At 41.8% G+C, this 16,042-nt stretch carries 6 protein-coding genes, 14 tRNA genes and 3 rRNA genes; 21 read left to right on the top strand and 2 right to left on the bottom strand.

Annotated elements, in window-relative coordinates:
* Positions 1-66 precede the first annotated feature (66 nt).
* The 21 genes from gndA to IGI58_RS00670 all read left to right on the top strand — a co-directional run bounded on the left by gndA (position 67) and on the right by IGI58_RS00670 (position 11,577).
* Complete coding sequence (gene gndA, locus IGI58_RS00770; protein ID WP_087641516.1) at positions 67-1,488, top strand: NADP-dependent phosphogluconate dehydrogenase; 1,422 nt, start codon at positions 67-69, stop codon at positions 1,486-1,488.
* A 148-nt stretch (positions 1,489-1,636) separates the two neighbouring features.
* Positions 1,637-2,323 (top strand): response regulator transcription factor, encoded by a 687-nt coding sequence (locus IGI58_RS00765; RefSeq protein WP_087641517.1) that lies wholly within the window; start codon positions 1,637-1,639, stop codon positions 2,321-2,323.
* On the top strand, positions 2,320-3,837 hold the full coding sequence (locus IGI58_RS00760; RefSeq protein WP_429955056.1) for a HAMP domain-containing sensor histidine kinase: 1,518 nt from the start codon (positions 2,320-2,322) through the stop codon (positions 3,835-3,837). The genes IGI58_RS00765 and IGI58_RS00760 overlap by 4 nt, the downstream gene beginning before the upstream one ends.
* Before the next feature lie 626 nt (positions 3,838-4,463).
* A 16S ribosomal RNA gene (locus IGI58_RS00755) occupies positions 4,464-6,023 on the top strand.
* An 82-nt stretch (positions 6,024-6,105) separates the two neighbouring features.
* A tRNA-Ala gene (locus IGI58_RS00750) sits at positions 6,106-6,178 on the top strand.
* A 181-nt stretch (positions 6,179-6,359) separates the two neighbouring features.
* A 23S ribosomal RNA gene (locus IGI58_RS00745) occupies positions 6,360-9,271 on the top strand.
* A 94-nt stretch (positions 9,272-9,365) separates the two neighbouring features.
* Positions 9,366-9,481, top strand: a 5S ribosomal RNA gene (rrf, locus tag IGI58_RS00740).
* Together the 16S, 23S and 5S rRNA genes with 14 tRNA genes alongside form the textbook arrangement of a ribosomal RNA operon.
* 10 nt (positions 9,482-9,491) lie before the next feature.
* Positions 9,492-9,565: transfer RNA gene (locus tag IGI58_RS00735), tRNA-Asn, on the top strand.
* 46 nt (positions 9,566-9,611) lie between these two features.
* Positions 9,612-9,700, top strand: a tRNA-Ser gene (locus IGI58_RS00730).
* Between the two features lie 15 nt (positions 9,701-9,715).
* Positions 9,716-9,787 (top strand) — tRNA-Glu (locus IGI58_RS00725).
* Between the two features lie 12 nt (positions 9,788-9,799).
* Positions 9,800-9,872, top strand: a tRNA-Val gene (locus tag IGI58_RS00720).
* Between the two features lie 9 nt (positions 9,873-9,881).
* Positions 9,882-9,955 (top strand) — tRNA-Asp (locus IGI58_RS00715).
* A gap of 12 nt (positions 9,956-9,967) precedes the next feature.
* Positions 9,968-10,040 (top strand) — tRNA-Phe (locus IGI58_RS00710).
* 4 nt (positions 10,041-10,044) lie between these two features.
* A tRNA-Tyr gene (locus tag IGI58_RS00705) sits at positions 10,045-10,125 on the top strand.
* A gap of 9 nt (positions 10,126-10,134) precedes the next feature.
* Positions 10,135-10,205: transfer RNA gene (locus tag IGI58_RS00700), tRNA-Trp, on the top strand.
* Positions 10,206-10,217: 12 nt separating this feature from the next.
* Positions 10,218-10,290 (top strand) — tRNA-His (locus IGI58_RS00695).
* Between the two features lie 32 nt (positions 10,291-10,322).
* Positions 10,323-10,395 (top strand) — tRNA-His (locus IGI58_RS00690).
* Between the two features lie 16 nt (positions 10,396-10,411).
* Positions 10,412-10,483, top strand: a tRNA-Gln gene (locus IGI58_RS00685).
* Between the two features lie 34 nt (positions 10,484-10,517).
* A tRNA-Cys gene (locus IGI58_RS00680) sits at positions 10,518-10,588 on the top strand.
* A 16-nt stretch (positions 10,589-10,604) separates the two neighbouring features.
* A tRNA-Leu gene (locus IGI58_RS00675) sits at positions 10,605-10,688 on the top strand.
* A 232-nt stretch (positions 10,689-10,920) separates the two neighbouring features.
* The gene (locus IGI58_RS00670; protein WP_429955058.1) at positions 10,921-11,577 is read left to right on the top strand and encodes a B3/B4 domain-containing protein; all 657 of its coding nucleotides are present in this window, start codon (positions 10,921-10,923) and stop codon (positions 11,575-11,577) included.
* A gap of 170 nt (positions 11,578-11,747) precedes the next feature.
* Here the strand turns inward: IGI58_RS00670 and IGI58_RS00665 are convergent, their stop codons facing one another.
* Positions 11,748-13,052: an ISL3 family transposase gene (locus IGI58_RS00665; RefSeq protein ID WP_429952441.1), complete on the bottom strand. Its 1,305-nt coding sequence runs from the start codon at positions 13,050-13,052 to the stop codon at positions 11,748-11,750.
* A 230-nt stretch (positions 13,053-13,282) separates the two neighbouring features.
* Positions 13,283-15,946, bottom strand: coding sequence for a sigma 54-interacting transcriptional regulator (locus tag IGI58_RS00660; protein ID WP_429955060.1), 2,664 nt, complete (start codon positions 15,944-15,946; stop codon positions 13,283-13,285).
* Between the last annotated feature and the right edge of the window lie 96 nt (positions 15,947-16,042).

Here is a 16,042-nt window from a genome sequence, read left to right as displayed (position 1 = left end):
TATAATAATGTAGATTATAAGAAACTTCTAATGAATTTCTTTTCAAAGACAGTAGGAGGATACAAGATGACAAAACAACAATTTGGCGTAGTCGGAATGGCCGTGATGGGAAAAAATCTAGCATTGAATATTGAAAGTAGAGGCTATTCAGTTGCTCTATTTAATCGTACAGGATCGAAAACAACAGATGTTGTTGAAGAGCACCCTGATAAAAATTTTAAAGCAACATACACGATCGAAGAGTTTGTAGATTCTATTGAAAAACCACGTCGTATCATGTTGATGGTTCAAGCAGGCTTTGCGACTGATGCAACGATCCAAGAATTATTACCTCATTTAGATAAAGGCGATATTTTGATCGATGGCGGAAACACATTCTTCAAAGATACGATTCGTAGAAATGAAGAATTAGCGAACTCTGGAATCAACTTCATCGGAACTGGTGTTTCAGGTGGTGAAGAAGGTGCTTTGAAAGGACCTTCGATCATGCCTGGTGGGCAGAAGGAAGCATACGAATTAGTCGCTCCTATTTTAGAAAAGATTTCTGCAAAAGCGGAAGATGGTGAACCATGTGTGACATACATCGGTCCTAACGGAGCTGGTCACTATGTGAAGATGGTCCACAACGGTATCGAATACGGAGATATGCAGCTGATTGCAGAATCGTATGATCTTATGAAAAATATCCTTGGTCTTTCTGTAGACGAAATGGCTGAGATTTTCAAAGAGTGGAATCAAGGTGAATTAGATAGTTATCTTGTGGAGATCACTGCAGATATTTTGACACGTAAAGACGATGAAGGAACAGGACAACCAATCGTTGATGTTATCTTAGATGCTGCTGGGAATAAAGGAACTGGTAAATGGACAAGCCAAAGCTCTTTAGACTTGGGTGTACCGTTACCACTGATTACGGAGTCTGTTTTCGCCCGCTTTATTTCAGCATATAAAGAGGAACGTGTAAAAGCTAGTAAAGTATTAGCAAAACCTGAAAAAGCAGTGTATTCAGGAGATAAGAAAGAATTGATCGAAAAAATCCGCGAAGCACTTTATTTCAGTAAAATCATGAGTTACGCTCAAGGTTTTGCTCAGCTGCGTGTTGCATCAGAAGATTATGACTGGGATCTGCCATTTGGTGACATTGCAAAAATTTGGCGTGCGGGATGTATCATCCGTGCACAGTTTTTACAAAAAATTACAGATGCATATGATAAAAACCCAACGATTGAGAACTTACTCTTAGATGACTACTTTATCGATATTACAAAAAAATATCAGCAATCCGTACGTGATGTTGTTTCGATTGCTGTACAGGCTGGCGTACCAGTACCAACATTTGCCTCAGCTATTGCATACTATGACTCTTATCGTTCAGAAAGATTGCCTGCAAATATCATTCAGGCACAAAGAGATTACTTTGGAGCTCATACGTATCAACGTACTGATAAAGAAGGAACATACCACTATAGCTGGTATAACGAAGAATAATATGTTCGAAAGCCATGGGATTAAGAATCTTCTCATGGTTTTCTCTCTGTTACGAAGTGAAAATAGGTTGTTGCTAGCTTTTTAAGATAAAAGTGGGTATAATAGGTAGGCTTTAAGATAGCTTTTAAAGAGAGAGGAAAAATAACCAATGAGTAATATTCTTATTATTGAAGATGAAAAAAACTTAGCTCGTTTTGTAGAGCTTGAATTAAAACATGAAGGTTACACGACAGAAGTTCACTATAATGGACGTACAGGCTTAGAAGCAGCCTTGAATGATGAGTGGGATGCCATTCTTTTAGATTTGATGTTGCCGGAATTAAATGGTCTTGAAGTTTGCCGTAGAATCCGCCAAGTAAAAAATACGCCGATCATCATGATGACAGCTCGTGATTCTGTGATCGATCGTGTATCTGGTTTAGATCATGGTGCCGATGACTATATCGTAAAGCCATTTGCAATTGAAGAACTTTTGGCACGTTTACGCGCATTGCTTCGTCGTATCGATATCGAAGGAGATAAAAATGTAGCGAAACAAACAACAATTACATATCGTGACTTAACGATTGAAAAAGAAAATCGCGTCGTTCGCCGTAATTCTGAAATGATAGAATTGACTAAACGTGAGTATGAGCTTCTTTTGACATTGATGGAAAATGTCAATGTTGTTTTAGCACGAGATGTTCTTTTAAACAAAGTGTGGGGTTATGAAACAGAAGTTGAAACGAACGTAGTTGATGTTTATATCCGCTATTTGCGTAATAAAATTGATGTTCCTGGCGAAGAAAGTTATATCCAAACCGTTCGTGGAACAGGATATGTGATGCGCTCGTGAGACCGTTAAAATCAAAAAAGATAGAAAGAAAAGAACTGAAGGGGCCTTCTTTGACGATCAAGTGGGCCTTTGCAAGTTCTTTCTTCATATTCGTTGTTTTTACGATATTCGCTGTTATTACATATAAGACATCTGTTAGCCTCATTGTTCAAAAAGAACGGGAGAATGCTGAAAGGACGGTTGCCGAAGTGGGGAATCGTTTGTCTAATGTTGAAGCTGATTTGACTGTATCGGAGGTCTATGAAAAGTTAAAAACGCCAAGCTTAGATACAAATGATCTGAACAACAAAAAAGTTTCAGTCGAAGGTTCGTTGATGGAGATGGACAGCATGCTTTCAGAGCTAGGACAACCGGCACTATTTTTATCTGTATTTGATCCGGAAGGAACATTACTTTTTGAAACCCAAAAAGCACAGAATCAATTGGTCAAAAAAGGAAAGCAGAAGGCAGAGATCAAGACATTAAACGATAAAACAGGTTACTTGATTATCCAACCAGTGTATTCAAAGAGTACAAGAGAAAAAACTGGTTATATTCAAGCCTTCTATGAGCTGTCTTCTTTTTACGCAATTAAAAATCATTTGCTGCTGACCTTAATCATTCTGGAAGTCATTTCACTGATACTTAGCAGTGTATTAGGATTCCTACTATCTTCTTATTTCTTGAAACCTTTGAAAGTACTGAGAGATACTATGGATACGATTCGAAAAAATCCGCAGTCTAGTATTCACATGCCGGACATACACTCAAATGACGAGTTGGCGGATCTTGCTGAAATCTTTAATGAAATGTTAGATCGGATGAGACGCTATATTGAACAACAAGAACAATTTGTAGAAGACGTTTCTCATGAACTGCGGACACCAGTCGCGATTATCGAGGGACATTTAAATCTATTAAATCGTTGGGGAAAAGAAGATCCAGAGGTTTTAGATGAATCTTTAGAGGCTAGTTTACAGGAAATCACTCGAATGAAAAGCCTTGTCCAAGAAATGCTGGATTTATCTCGTGCAGAACAAGTAGATACACTTTACCCAAATCACACAACTAACGCTAAACAAGTCGTGTATCAGGTGTTTAATAACTTCAAACTTCTATATCCTGATTTTGTGATCACACTGGATGATGATTTGCTACATGAAGTTAAGTTAGGGATTTATCGTAATCACTTTGAACAATTGCTGATCATTATTTTAGATAATGCGGTAAAATACTCTACAACTCGAAAAGAAGTCCATATCTCGATCTCTAAAACACTAAATGAATTTGAAATCGCGATTCAGGATTTTGGAGAAGGAATTTCAGAAGACGAACTCGATAAAATTTTTAATCGTTTTTATAGAGTAGATAAAGCCAGAGCTAGAAACAAAGGCGGTAATGGATTAGGATTGTCAATCGCCAAGCAATTGGTGGAAAATTATAAAGGAAGAATCGATGCTGAAAGTGTCATTCATCAAGGAACGATATTCAGAATCCATATTCCAATAGTAGAAAATAGTGAAGACAACGAGTAGGTGCGAAAAGCACCTACTTTTTTTTGATAATTAGCCGAATGATTGAGCGCTATATATGATGAATGTAGTAGAAAAACCGAATGCTGATTTGAAGTTATCTAAATTTGTTCGCTAAGAAAAAAAAGAACGAAATTTAGGCATTTTCTAGTTGCATTTTATGATAAGTATTGTTATATTTATACATGTTCTGATTGATGTTCTTTGCTAGAAATTTGTTGAGAAAAAAAGTAAAATTTCTTCTTGACGAATAAAAGTAATTCATGATAGAATAACAAAGTTGCTGATGAAAAAAGCAATTAAAACATTGAAAAATCAGGAAGAAAGTTGTTGACAAATAACAAACAACCTGATAAACTAATGAAGTTGTCGATGGAACGAACGACAACGCCAAGCAGAAAAAACTTTGAAACTTTTTCAAAAAAGTGTTGACATTGAATCGAAGATTTGATATGATATAAAAGTTGCTGCGAGGTAACAACGTAGACCTTTGAAAACTGAACAAAGTAAGACAAACCAAATGTGTAGGTTGTTTTCACAACGGTGAAAACAAACAACAATTTTTAACAAGCGAAGCAATATGCTAGCAAACAAATGAGCTTAACGATCGCAAGATCGTGTTCAACTTTTATTATGAGAGTTTGATCCTGGCTCAGGACGAACGCTGGCGGCGTGCCTAATACATGCAAGTCGAACGCTTCTTTTCTACCGAGTGCTTGCACTCACTTGAAAAGAGGAGTGGCGGACGGGTGAGTAACACGTGGGTAACCTGCCCATCAGAGGGGGATAACACTTGGAAACAGGTGCTAATACCGCATAACAATCGACACCGCATGGTGTTGATTTGAAAGACGCTTTCGGGTGTCACTGATGGATGGACCCGCGGTGCATTAGCTAGTTGGTGAGGTAACGGCTCACCAAGGCCATGATGCATAGCCGACCTGAGAGGGTGATCGGCCACACTGGGACTGAGACACGGCCCAGACTCCTACGGGAGGCAGCAGTAGGGAATCTTCGGCAATGGACGAAAGTCTGACCGAGCAACGCCGCGTGAGTGAAGAAGGTTTTCGGATCGTAAAACTCTGTTGTTAGAGAAGAACAAGTAGGAGAGTAACTGCTCTTACCTTGACGGTATCTAACCAGAAAGCCACGGCTAACTACGTGCCAGCAGCCGCGGTAATACGTAGGTGGCAAGCGTTGTCCGGATTTATTGGGCGTAAAGCGAGCGCAGGCGGTTTCTTAAGTCTGATGTGAAAGCCCCCGGCTCAACCGGGGAGGGTCATTGGAAACTGGGAGACTTGAGTGCAGAAGAGGAGAGTGGAATTCCATGTGTAGCGGTGAAATGCGTAGATATATGGAGGAACACCAGTGGCGAAGGCGACTCTCTGGTCTGTAACTGACGCTGAGGCTCGAAAGCGTGGGGAGCAAACAGGATTAGATACCCTGGTAGTCCACGCCGTAAACGATGAGTGCTAAGTGTTGGAGGGTTTCCGCCCTTCAGTGCTGCAGCAAACGCATTAAGCACTCCGCCTGGGGAGTACGACCGCAAGGTTGAAACTCAAAGGAATTGACGGGGGCCCGCACAAGCGGTGGAGCATGTGGTTTAATTCGAAGCAACGCGAAGAACCTTACCAGGTCTTGACATCCTTTGACCACTCTAGAGATAGAGCTTTCCCTTCGGGGACAAAGTGACAGGTGGTGCATGGTTGTCGTCAGCTCGTGTCGTGAGATGTTGGGTTAAGTCCCGCAACGAGCGCAACCCTTATTGTTAGTTGCCATCATTCAGTTGGGCACTCTAGCGAGACTGCCGGTGACAAACCGGAGGAAGGTGGGGATGACGTCAAATCATCATGCCCCTTATGACCTGGGCTACACACGTGCTACAATGGGAAGTACAACGAGTCGCTAGGCCGCGAGGTCATGCAAATCTCTTAAAGCTTCTCTCAGTTCGGATTGTAGGCTGCAACTCGCCTACATGAAGCCGGAATCGCTAGTAATCGCGGATCAGCACGCCGCGGTGAATACGTTCCCGGGCCTTGTACACACCGCCCGTCACACCACGAAAGTTTGTAACACCCGAAGTCGGTGAGGTAACCTTTTGGAGCCAGCCGCCTAAGGTGGGATAGATGATTGGGGTGAAGTCGTAACAAGGTAGCCGTATCGGAAGGTGCGGCTGGATCACCTCCTTTCTAAGGAATACTACGGAACTACACGGTTCGTCAACACTTTGTTCAGTTTTGAGAGGTCTACTCTCAATTGTATAGCTTTACTGGGGCCTTAGCTCAGCTGGGAGAGCGCCTGCTTTGCACGCAGGAGGTCAGCGGTTCGATCCCGCTAGGCTCCATTAGTAACCAATGGTTACTAGATTGTTCATTGAAAACTGGATATTGAAGTGAAAAAAGTAATCAAAACAAACCGAGAACACCGCGTTGAAGAGTTAATTAATTAATTGTTCGAAGCTTATTTTATTGACCAACCTTCTATCGCTAGAAGAAGTAGTCAAGACCCAACCGCAAGGTTGACAAGGTTAAGTGAATAAGGGCGCACGGTGGATGCCTTGGCATTAGGAGCCGATGAAGGACGGGACTAACACCGATATGCTTTGGGGAGCTGTAAGTGAGCTATGATCCAGAGATTTCCGAATGGGGGAACCCAGCATCTTTTATAGGATGTTACTTTCCAGTGAATACATAGCTGGTTAGAGGTAGACGCAGAGAACTGAAACATCTAAGTACCTGCAGGAAGAGAAAGAAAATTCGATTCCCTGAGTAGCGGCGAGCGAAACGGGAAGAGCCCAAACCAACAAGCTTGCTTGTTGGGGTTGTAGGACTCCGATATGGTAGTCTGTCAGGATAGTCGAAGGACTTGGAAAGGTCCGCCAAAGTGGGTAATAGCCCCGTAGACGAAATCTTGACAGCACCTAGGAGGATCCTGAGTACGGCGGAACACGAGAAATTCCGTCGGAATCCGCGGGGACCATCCCGCAAGGCTAAATACTCCCTAATGACCGATAGTGAACCAGTACCGTGAGGGAAAGGTGAAAAGCACCCCGGAAGGGGAGTGAAATAGATCCTGAAACCGTGTGCCTACAACAAGTTCGAGCCCGTTAATGGGTGAGAGCGTGCCTTTTGTAGAATGAACCGGCGAGTTACGATTGCATGCGAGGTTAAGGTGAAGAGCCGGAGCCGCAGCGAAAGCGAGTCTGAATAGGGCGAATGAGTATGTAGTCGTAGACCCGAAACCATGTGATCTACCCATGGCCAGGTTGAAGGTGTGGTAAAACGCACTGGAGGACCGAACCCACGTACGTTGAAAAGTGCGGGGATGAGCTGTGGGTAGCGGAGAAATTCCAAACGAACTTGGAGATAGCTGGTTCTCTCCGAAATAGCTTTAGGGCTAGCGTCGAAGTTGAGAATGATGGAGGTAGAGCACTGTTTGGACTAGGGGCCCATCTCGGGTTACCGAATTCAGATAAACTCCGAATGCCATTCATTCATATTCGGCAGTCAGACTGCGAGTGATAAGATCCGTAGTCGAAAGGGAAACAGCCCAGACCACCAGCTAAGGTCCCAAAATAACTATTAAGTGGAAAAGGATGTGGGGTTGCACAGACAACTAGGATGTTGGCTTAGAAGCAGCCACCATTTAAAGAGTGCGTAATAGCTCACTAGTCGAGTGACCCTGCGCCGAAAATGTACCGGGGCTAAATAGTTTACCGAAGCTGTGGATCACACCTCTGGTGTGATGGTAGGAGAGCGTTCTAAGGGCGTTGAAGGTCGATCGTGAGGACGGCTGGAGCGCTTAGAAGTGAGAATGCCGGTATGAGTAGCGAAAGACGGGTGAGAATCCCGTCCACCGTATGACTAAGGTTTCCTGGGGAAGGCTCGTCCGCCCAGGGTTAGTCGGGACCTAAGCCGAGGCCGATAGGCGTAGGCGATGGACAACAGGTTGATATTCCTGTACCAGTTGTTTTTGTTTGAACAATGGAGGGACGCAGGAGGCTAAGGAATGCATGCGACTGGAAGTGCATGTCCAAGCAGTAAGTCTTGAGTAGAGTCAAATGCTTTACTCTATACGGACAAGCTGTGATGGGGAGGGAAATAATAGTACCGAAGTTCCTGATGTCACACTGTCAAGAAAAGCTTCTAGTGAGAAAACAACTGCCCGTACCGTAAACCGACACAGGTAGTCGAGGAGAGTATCCTAAGGTGAGCGAGCGAACTCTCGTTAAGGAACTCGGCAAAATGACCCCGTAACTTCGGGAGAAGGGGTGCTGACTTCGGTCAGCCGCAGTGAATAGGCCCAAGCGACTGTTTATCAAAAACACAGGTCTCTGCAAAATCGAAAGATGAAGTATAGGGGCTGACGCCTGCCCGGTGCTGGAAGGTTAAGAGGATGGGTTAGCTTCGGCGAAGCTCAGAATTGAAGCCCCAGTAAACGGCGGCCGTAACTATAACGGTCCTAAGGTAGCGAAATTCCTTGTCGGGTAAGTTCCGACCCGCACGAAAGGCGTAACGATTTGGGCACTGTCTCAACGAGAGACTCGGTGAAATTTTAGTACCTGTGAAGATGCAGGTTACCCGCGACAGGACGGAAAGACCCCATGGAGCTTTACTGTAGCTTGATATTGAGTGTTTGTACCACATGTACAGGATAGGTAGGAGCCGATGAAACCGGAACGCTAGTTTCGGTAGAGGCGCTGGTGGGATACTACCCTTGTGTTATGAACCCTCTAACCCGCAGCCCTAATCGGGCTGGGAGACAGTGTCAGGTGGGCAGTTTGACTGGGGCGGTCGCCTCCTAAAAGGTAACGGAGGCGCCCAAAGGTTCCCTCAGAATGGTTGGAAATCATTCGCAGAGTGTAAAGGCAGAAGGGAGCTTGACTGCGAGACTTACAAGTCGAGCAGGGACGAAAGTCGGGCTTAGTGATCCGGTGGTTCCGCATGGAAGGGCCATCGCTCAACGGATAAAAGCTACCCTGGGGATAACAGGCTTATCTCCCCCAAGAGTCCACATCGACGGGGAGGTTTGGCACCTCGATGTCGGCTCGTCGCATCCTGGGGCTGTAGTCGGTCCCAAGGGTTGGGCTGTTCGCCCATTAAAGCGGCACGCGAGCTGGGTTCAGAACGTCGTGAGACAGTTCGGTCCCTATCCGTCGCGGGCGTTGGAAATTTGAGAGGAGCTGTCCTTAGTACGAGAGGACCGGGATGGACTTACCGCTGGTGTACCAGTTGTTCTGCCAAGGGCATTGCTGGGTAGCTATGTAGGGAAGGGATAAACGCTGAAAGCATCTAAGTGTGAAGCCCACCTCAAGATGAGATTTCCCATTTCTTTAAGAAAGTAAGACCCCTCAGAGATGATGAGGTAGATAGGTTGGAAGTGGAAGTGCAGTGATGTACGGAGCGGACCAATACTAATCGGTCGAGGACTTAACCAAAAGAAATAAAATAAATGATCTTGGTAAGCATTGATTACAAGCTTCAATCCAGTTTTGAGTGAATCATCACTCAATTGAATACAACAACACCCAGTGTGGTGGCGATAGCGAGAAGGATACACCTGTTCCCATGCCGAACACAGAAGTTAAGCTTCTTAGCGCCGATTGTAGTGAAGGGTTTCCCTTTGTGAGAGTAGGACGTCGCCGCGCTCGTTGTTATTCCGGCATAGCTCAGTTGGTAGTAGCGCATGACTGTTAATCATGATGTCGTAGGTTCGAGTCCTACTGCCGGAGTTCCTTAATATAGGATTTATGAGTAATAGTTGCTTCTTTTAACTCTGGAGAGTTGTCCGAGAGGCCGAAGGAGCATGATTGGAAATCATGTAGGCGGTGAACACTGTCTCAAGGGTTCGAATCCCTTACTCTCCGTATTAAGTTTTTATTGGCCCGTTGGTCAAGCGGTTAAGACACCGCCCTTTCACGGCGGTATCACGGGTTCGATTCCCGTACGGGTCATTTATAGTTATTGGAGGTTTAGCTCAGCTGGGAGAGCACCTGCCTTACAAGCAGGGGGTCAGCGGTTCGATCCCGTTAACCTCCATTAAATCACGGTTTGGTAGTTCAGCTGGTTAGAATGCCTGCCTGTCACGCAGGAGGTCGCGGGTTCGAGTCCCGTCCAGACCGTTTTATATTTTTGGCGCAGTAGCTCAGTTGGTAGAGCAACGGATTGAAGCTCCGTGTGTCGGCAGTTCGATTCTGTCTTGCGCCATTTTGGAGGAATAGCGAAGTGGCTAAACGCGACGGACTGTAAATCCGTTCCTTAGGGTTCAGTGGTTCGAATCCACTTTCCTCCATTTAAAAGTAGGGATATAGTTAAACGGTATAACTACGGTCTCCAAAACCGTCATTGTGGGTTCGATTCCTACTATCCCTGTTAAAATTTATGGCGATTGTGGTGAAGTGGTTAACACAGCGGATTGTGGTTCCGCCACTCGTGGGTTCGATTCCCATCAGTCGCCCTTAGTTTTAAATTTTTGCCAAGTGTTCTATGGCGATTGTGGTGAAGTGGTTAACACAGCGGATTGTGGTTCCGCCACTCGTGGGTTCGATTCCCATCAGTCGCCCTTAACTTTAAATTTTTGGGGTATCGCCAAGCGGTAAGGCAACAGACTTTGACTCTGTCATGCGTTGGTTCGAATCCAGCTACCCCAGTTTTTCTCTATTAGAGAAATTTACATTGCAATATGGCGGTATAGCCAAGTGGTAAGGCAGAGGTCTGCAAAACCTTCATCACCGGTTCAAATCCGGTTACCGCCTTGCAAAATTATTTCATGCCGGCGTGGCGGAATTGGCAGACGCGCTGGACTCAAAATCCAGTGCCCGCGAGGGCGTGCCGGTTCGACCCCGGCCGCCGGTATAGAAAAGACTGTTAAATCGTTGATTTGACAGTCTTTTTTGTTTAGTAAATAGTTGTTGTTTATAAATACTATAAGTTAGCATAACAGCTTGAAATCATAACTAAAATAATATAATATTGGATTAATTCATTTTTGGGAGGTGAAATTATGATTTTTGCTCCTCTTTGCGAGTGCGATGTGCCTGATTTCCGTTAAAAAAATATTTTTGATATTAACGGAGGACTATTGATTATGAATATAGTAAAAGAAACATCTAAATTAAAGAAAGCCCAACTTGTAGTATCTACATTTGATTTATCTAATAGAAAGTATGATAAAAATCTTTGGGAAAATTTTTTAACACCAATGATTGCTGAAATAGAAAGTACAACAACATTAGAAGATATACTTGATAATAAAAGAATTAAGAAAACTAAATTGTTTTATAAAGGTCTTGGGCTCGATCCTTCTCGTCATCGGCCTTCGTCAGATAGCTTATTAAGAAGAATAGTTAAGGGGCAAGGATTATATCAAATCAATGCGCTTGTAGATTTGAATAACTATCTTTCTTTGAAACTGCATTTACCGATTGGCAGTTATGATCTATCTAAATTGAATGATGATCTTTCTTATTTGGTAGCAAGTAAAGGTGAAGAATATGAAGGGATCGGAAAAGGCATAATCAGAATCAGTAATTTTCCTGTGTTGAGTGATTCACTTGGTCCTTTTGGTAGTCCGATTTCTGATTCAACTAGAGCGATGATTTCGCTTGAAACGAAAAAAGCCATGCTCGTGGTCTATAGTTTTGATGAGTCACCCTCTGGACTGCAGGCAATAAAAAGTGAAGTTGAACAAGCCATCAATGGCATATTTGGAACGACTGAAATACAAACAACAATTGTAGTATAATAGTGCTTCTGTATCTAAATATGCTGACTAGATTAAATGATGAATACAATTAAAAAGGATCTACTGCCTTAATTTTGAGAGCTATTATAAAAGGCTCTTTGTCAACTAATGTTGGTAAAGAAAATCCAAAGAATGAAATCGATGAATATGAATCCTAGAGGAAATTTCCTCTAGGTCTTTTTGTTTTCTTGAAAAAGAATGGTGCCAAAACACAAAGAAATTCTCAATTTGAAATTGTAAAAGTTACGGAACCCGTAAGCATTTCTCTTCAACACTTTAATATGGTTATTTAAACCTTCTAATGGTCCATTAGAATAAGACAATTCTAGCGCATGTTTAATTTCATTTTGGTACTTCTTAAACGTACCAATAGTCTTTTGATAGTAGGGAGGAAGACGGCGGAAATCTTCGTCTAATAGTGCATGAAACCGATCAAAGTCTCTTGTCTGTATAGCATAAAGAAAGTCCTGATAACAGGTGTGGCCACTTTTCAACTCGTCATCATACGCAAGTAATCGATCAACGATCTCTGTTTCAGTTAAATAGGTGCGGAAAGAAGGACGCCAAAGGCGTTTTTCAAAATCAAGCTTCGATTGATTTTTTTGAAGAAGCTTCCAGTAGTTCTTCAAGTGTCGATATTTTTTCGCTTCTGTATTTCCCTGATGAAGAAAGGTGTTCATTCTCTGAATGCGGTGCTTTAAAAAGGTTCGACCGATGAGTTGGACAATATGAAAGCGATCAAGAATAATCTGAGCCATCGGGAATAACTTTTTGACGAGAGAAAAATAAGGAGCATACATATCGCAAACAATATACTTAACCGTTTTACGAACAGTCAAAGGAAATCGTGAAAAATAACGCTCTAGAAAAGGGAGCTGACGATTTTCAACAACATCAATTAACTGCTTGGTTTGCCCATCCATCATGATGAAACTCATCGAAGCCGTGACTTGTTTCACTGATTTGAATTCATCAAAACAAAGAACTTCCGGTAAGGTGAGTCGATTGATTTTTTTTGGCTCATAAAATCGTTTCAAGACACGGTAAACAGAGGAAACAGAGACCTTCTTTTGACGTGCAATTTGACTCATAGAAGTGACGTTTCGGAGGCGGTCAGCAATGGACAGCTTCACCTTCGATGAAATCGAACACCCTTTTTCAACAAGACTCGTTTCTGCAACAAATGTTCTGTCACAAGAATGACAGAAGAAACGACGTTTCTTCAAGCGTAAATACGTTTGATACTCCGAAACATCGTTGAGTAAAATCAAACAGCTTGTAAAGCCCCAACGGATAATTGCTTCCTTTTCTTCTTGATCACAGTGAGGACAAATATGCGCAGTATAATCGAGCGTACCAGAAAAGACCTGACAGATTCTTCCTTTGACCCGTTCTTTTTTTAAGCAGTTTTCGTTAAAAGTGATATTTAAGTCTAGAATATCTAAGGTATTTTTGATAAGATTTGTATAGGACATCTTGATTTCCTCCTTTTTGAATGGTTTTAGACGACTTCATTCTAAAGGATATCAGGGTGTCTTTTCTATTATTTTGCATTAAAAAAGATGCCAGTGATTTCTCACCAACATCAGAAAGTATAGAGCCTTATAAAAGCCAACGTATATCATACGTTGGCTTTTAATCTATAAGTAAATTAAAATAGCACAGATATTATCCATTTAAATACTTAAGAGATAGTTATTAATTTTTAAAGAAAAGATTCGTTCATAAAAAAGGCTGTGATATAGAAAACCTCATCTTTCGGAATATCGATCCCGTAATAAGTTTCCAGTAGCTTTATATTTTGGGCTACTTTGTAGATTTCTGTTTGGTACTTTTCTTTAAAAGATTCTGTTTTAGGAAAACTACTCACATTCTTTCCTTGAAGTAGGCGGTCGATCATGCAGATTACGTGGCAAGCTAAACCGACTTTGATTTCATATGAAAGAAGTGGCGTTATTTCTTCAGCTAGTGTTTCGACCCAATCTCTAGTTGTTGAAATCAGTTTTTCACCGTGAGGGTAATCCAACATGTCTGTGATATTGAGGCGCATACCTTCAAAAGCAAGTTCATAGTCAATTAACGCCTGAATCTTTGCAGTATTGGTTTCATTCAAAGCATCATTGATAGAGAAATGCGGTGTACTCAAACCTATTTGAAAAGTTCCGATAGTACAGATGATTTTACCAGTTTTATTTAAGCTATTGACCGTTTTTGTCACTAAATCAGCATCAGCTACCTGCAAAGAAACGATTTCACATGAACCTCCTCTTAAGTTTAAGCGTGAACGGAGCATTTTTTTTATGAGCTGCGCAGAGCCTTCGCCAGTTGAACATAATGTTAGCAAATAGAATGTACGTTGTTCTAGCGTAATAGCTGACTTTTGCTGGTAGGTAGAAAGACCTCTGATATTTACGGTTGATTCATATACTTCATTTAAGGTAGCACCCAAAGCTGCTTTTCTGCTAGCTTCTAAAACGTGTAGTGTACTCACTAACTCGATACAACGGATATCCGTAACGGTGTATTCTTTAAGTTCGTCACTAAAATTGATGAGTGATCCCATATCAACAAGTAATAAAACATCTTTCTGTTCTTTTTTTTGTTTAAGATATTCTTGAATTCGAGCCAATATCACCCTTGGTTTTTCTTCGAGAGGCATATCAAATCCAAACGCAATATTTTCGCCCAGCAGCTTATTGACGACATTAGCCATACTAGTCGCTGTCGACTCCCCATGAGCAACTACAATGACTTCTACTTTGATTCGTTTTTTTTGCTTAGCTTCATCTGCTGTAAAAAATAGTGCTAAAAAGCCAGCTTCATCTTCAGGCAATTTTACGCTAAAATCTGTTTCAATCACAGACAAGCAGTGCAGGGCTGTTTCAAAGAGTTGCGGATGGTTATTTTTTATTTCATCGATCCTCGGATTTTTGATCGTTTGCCCACGTTTGATTCGTTGGATCGTATTATATAAGTGAAGAGCGATTCCATAGCGAACATTATCAGACAGATAGCAATTTAATAAACGAGCAGCTTTTTCACATACCTTACTGGAAGTAGCAAGAATTTCAGAGCCGACGATCTGCTCTAAATTTTGAAGATCAGCTGAAGAATCACTTGCATAGGAGCGATAATAATTAGTGATCGTTGTGTCTATGATTTCAGAAGTTTGCGTACTATCTAATCCAATTCGTTCCATGTCATTCATTTTCTGTTCAATGATTTGATAAATGTCGTCACCCTTGTTGTCTTTTGGAACAAAAAGTGTCGTAGTATCGTCATCAAAAAGAAAAAAACGACTGTTCATATTTGGCAGTAGAAGCCAGATTTTCTGCCTTTCTTCAACATTATAAAGACCTTCCCGAATATAGTGAGGCAATTCATAACTGCTGATTTTTAGTGCCTCTTCTTGTCGAGCAATAAATTGAGAGTAGGCCTTAGCGCATAAAAGCTGGATATCTGCTTTTAACTGCCCGACATTATTCGCACAATGATAGCCTAATAAGGCGCGAATCGTATTTGTAGATACTTCGATCGGTGATTTCAGCTTTTTAGTTTCTTCTTGAAAAAAAGTTGAGATCAACGTCAACCGTTCTTCTAATCCACGTTCCTCCAAATTAGGAATATTGATCCTCATTGGGATTCTACGAATGAATGTTTGAAGCAGGTTTGAAGAAATATCTTCAGTTGTAGCACAAATCAATAGCACTTGAGCCTTTCTTTCGCTCGTTGTTTCTCCTAATCTTCGGTAGATTTCCTTATCTATAAAAGTGAAAAGCATCTCCTGACCTTCTGGAGGCAGCCGATGTATTTCATCAAGAAACAAAATACCGCCATCTGCTTCCTCTAACAAGCCAGCACGATCGCTGTCCGCTCCTGTATATGCCCCTTTAGATATACCAAAAATCGAACCTACAAGTAATTGAGGATTATTCGCATAGTCGGCACAATTAAATGTGACAAATTTAGAATCCGCTTTCAATTTATTTTGTGATTTTGCATAAGTAAAGATCAATTCTGCAAACATACTTTTTCCAACACCCGTTTCACCTGTTAAAAGGATATGCATACCTTTTGGCGGATACAAGACCGCTGCCTTTGCTTGTTCACTGCAATGAAATAGGCTAGGACTTTTCTTAGTAAATGTATCTAAAATGTTTTCCTTACTTTGAATGTTTGGCGTAGTTGAAAAAAAGTAGATCGGTTTTGTTCCGGTCTTTTTTGCTTTATTGAGCTTAACAAGCTGGTTTAGATCACTGCTGACATTTGCTCTAGTGATCCCTAGTTTTTCAGCAATCTCCATTGCAGTTGCCGGTTGGCTTTTTGTGTAAGTTGCAAGGATTTCAGCAACTTTATCGATTCGTTTCATAATTCTTCCCCAGTCTTTCATCAATAATCTTTCCATTTAAGTATAATGTTCGCAAACTGAATAGTCAAAGTCATGTGTTTCGTTTTATAAAAAAAG

The organism is Enterococcus sp. AZ020 (genome assembly GCF_050499205.1).
GTDB classification, from domain to species: Bacteria; Bacillota; Bacilli; order Lactobacillales; family Enterococcaceae; genus Enterococcus_L; species Enterococcus_L dunnyi.
Note: the sequence above shows the minus strand (reverse complement) of the source record. Positions and strands in the feature narration are given on the sequence as shown.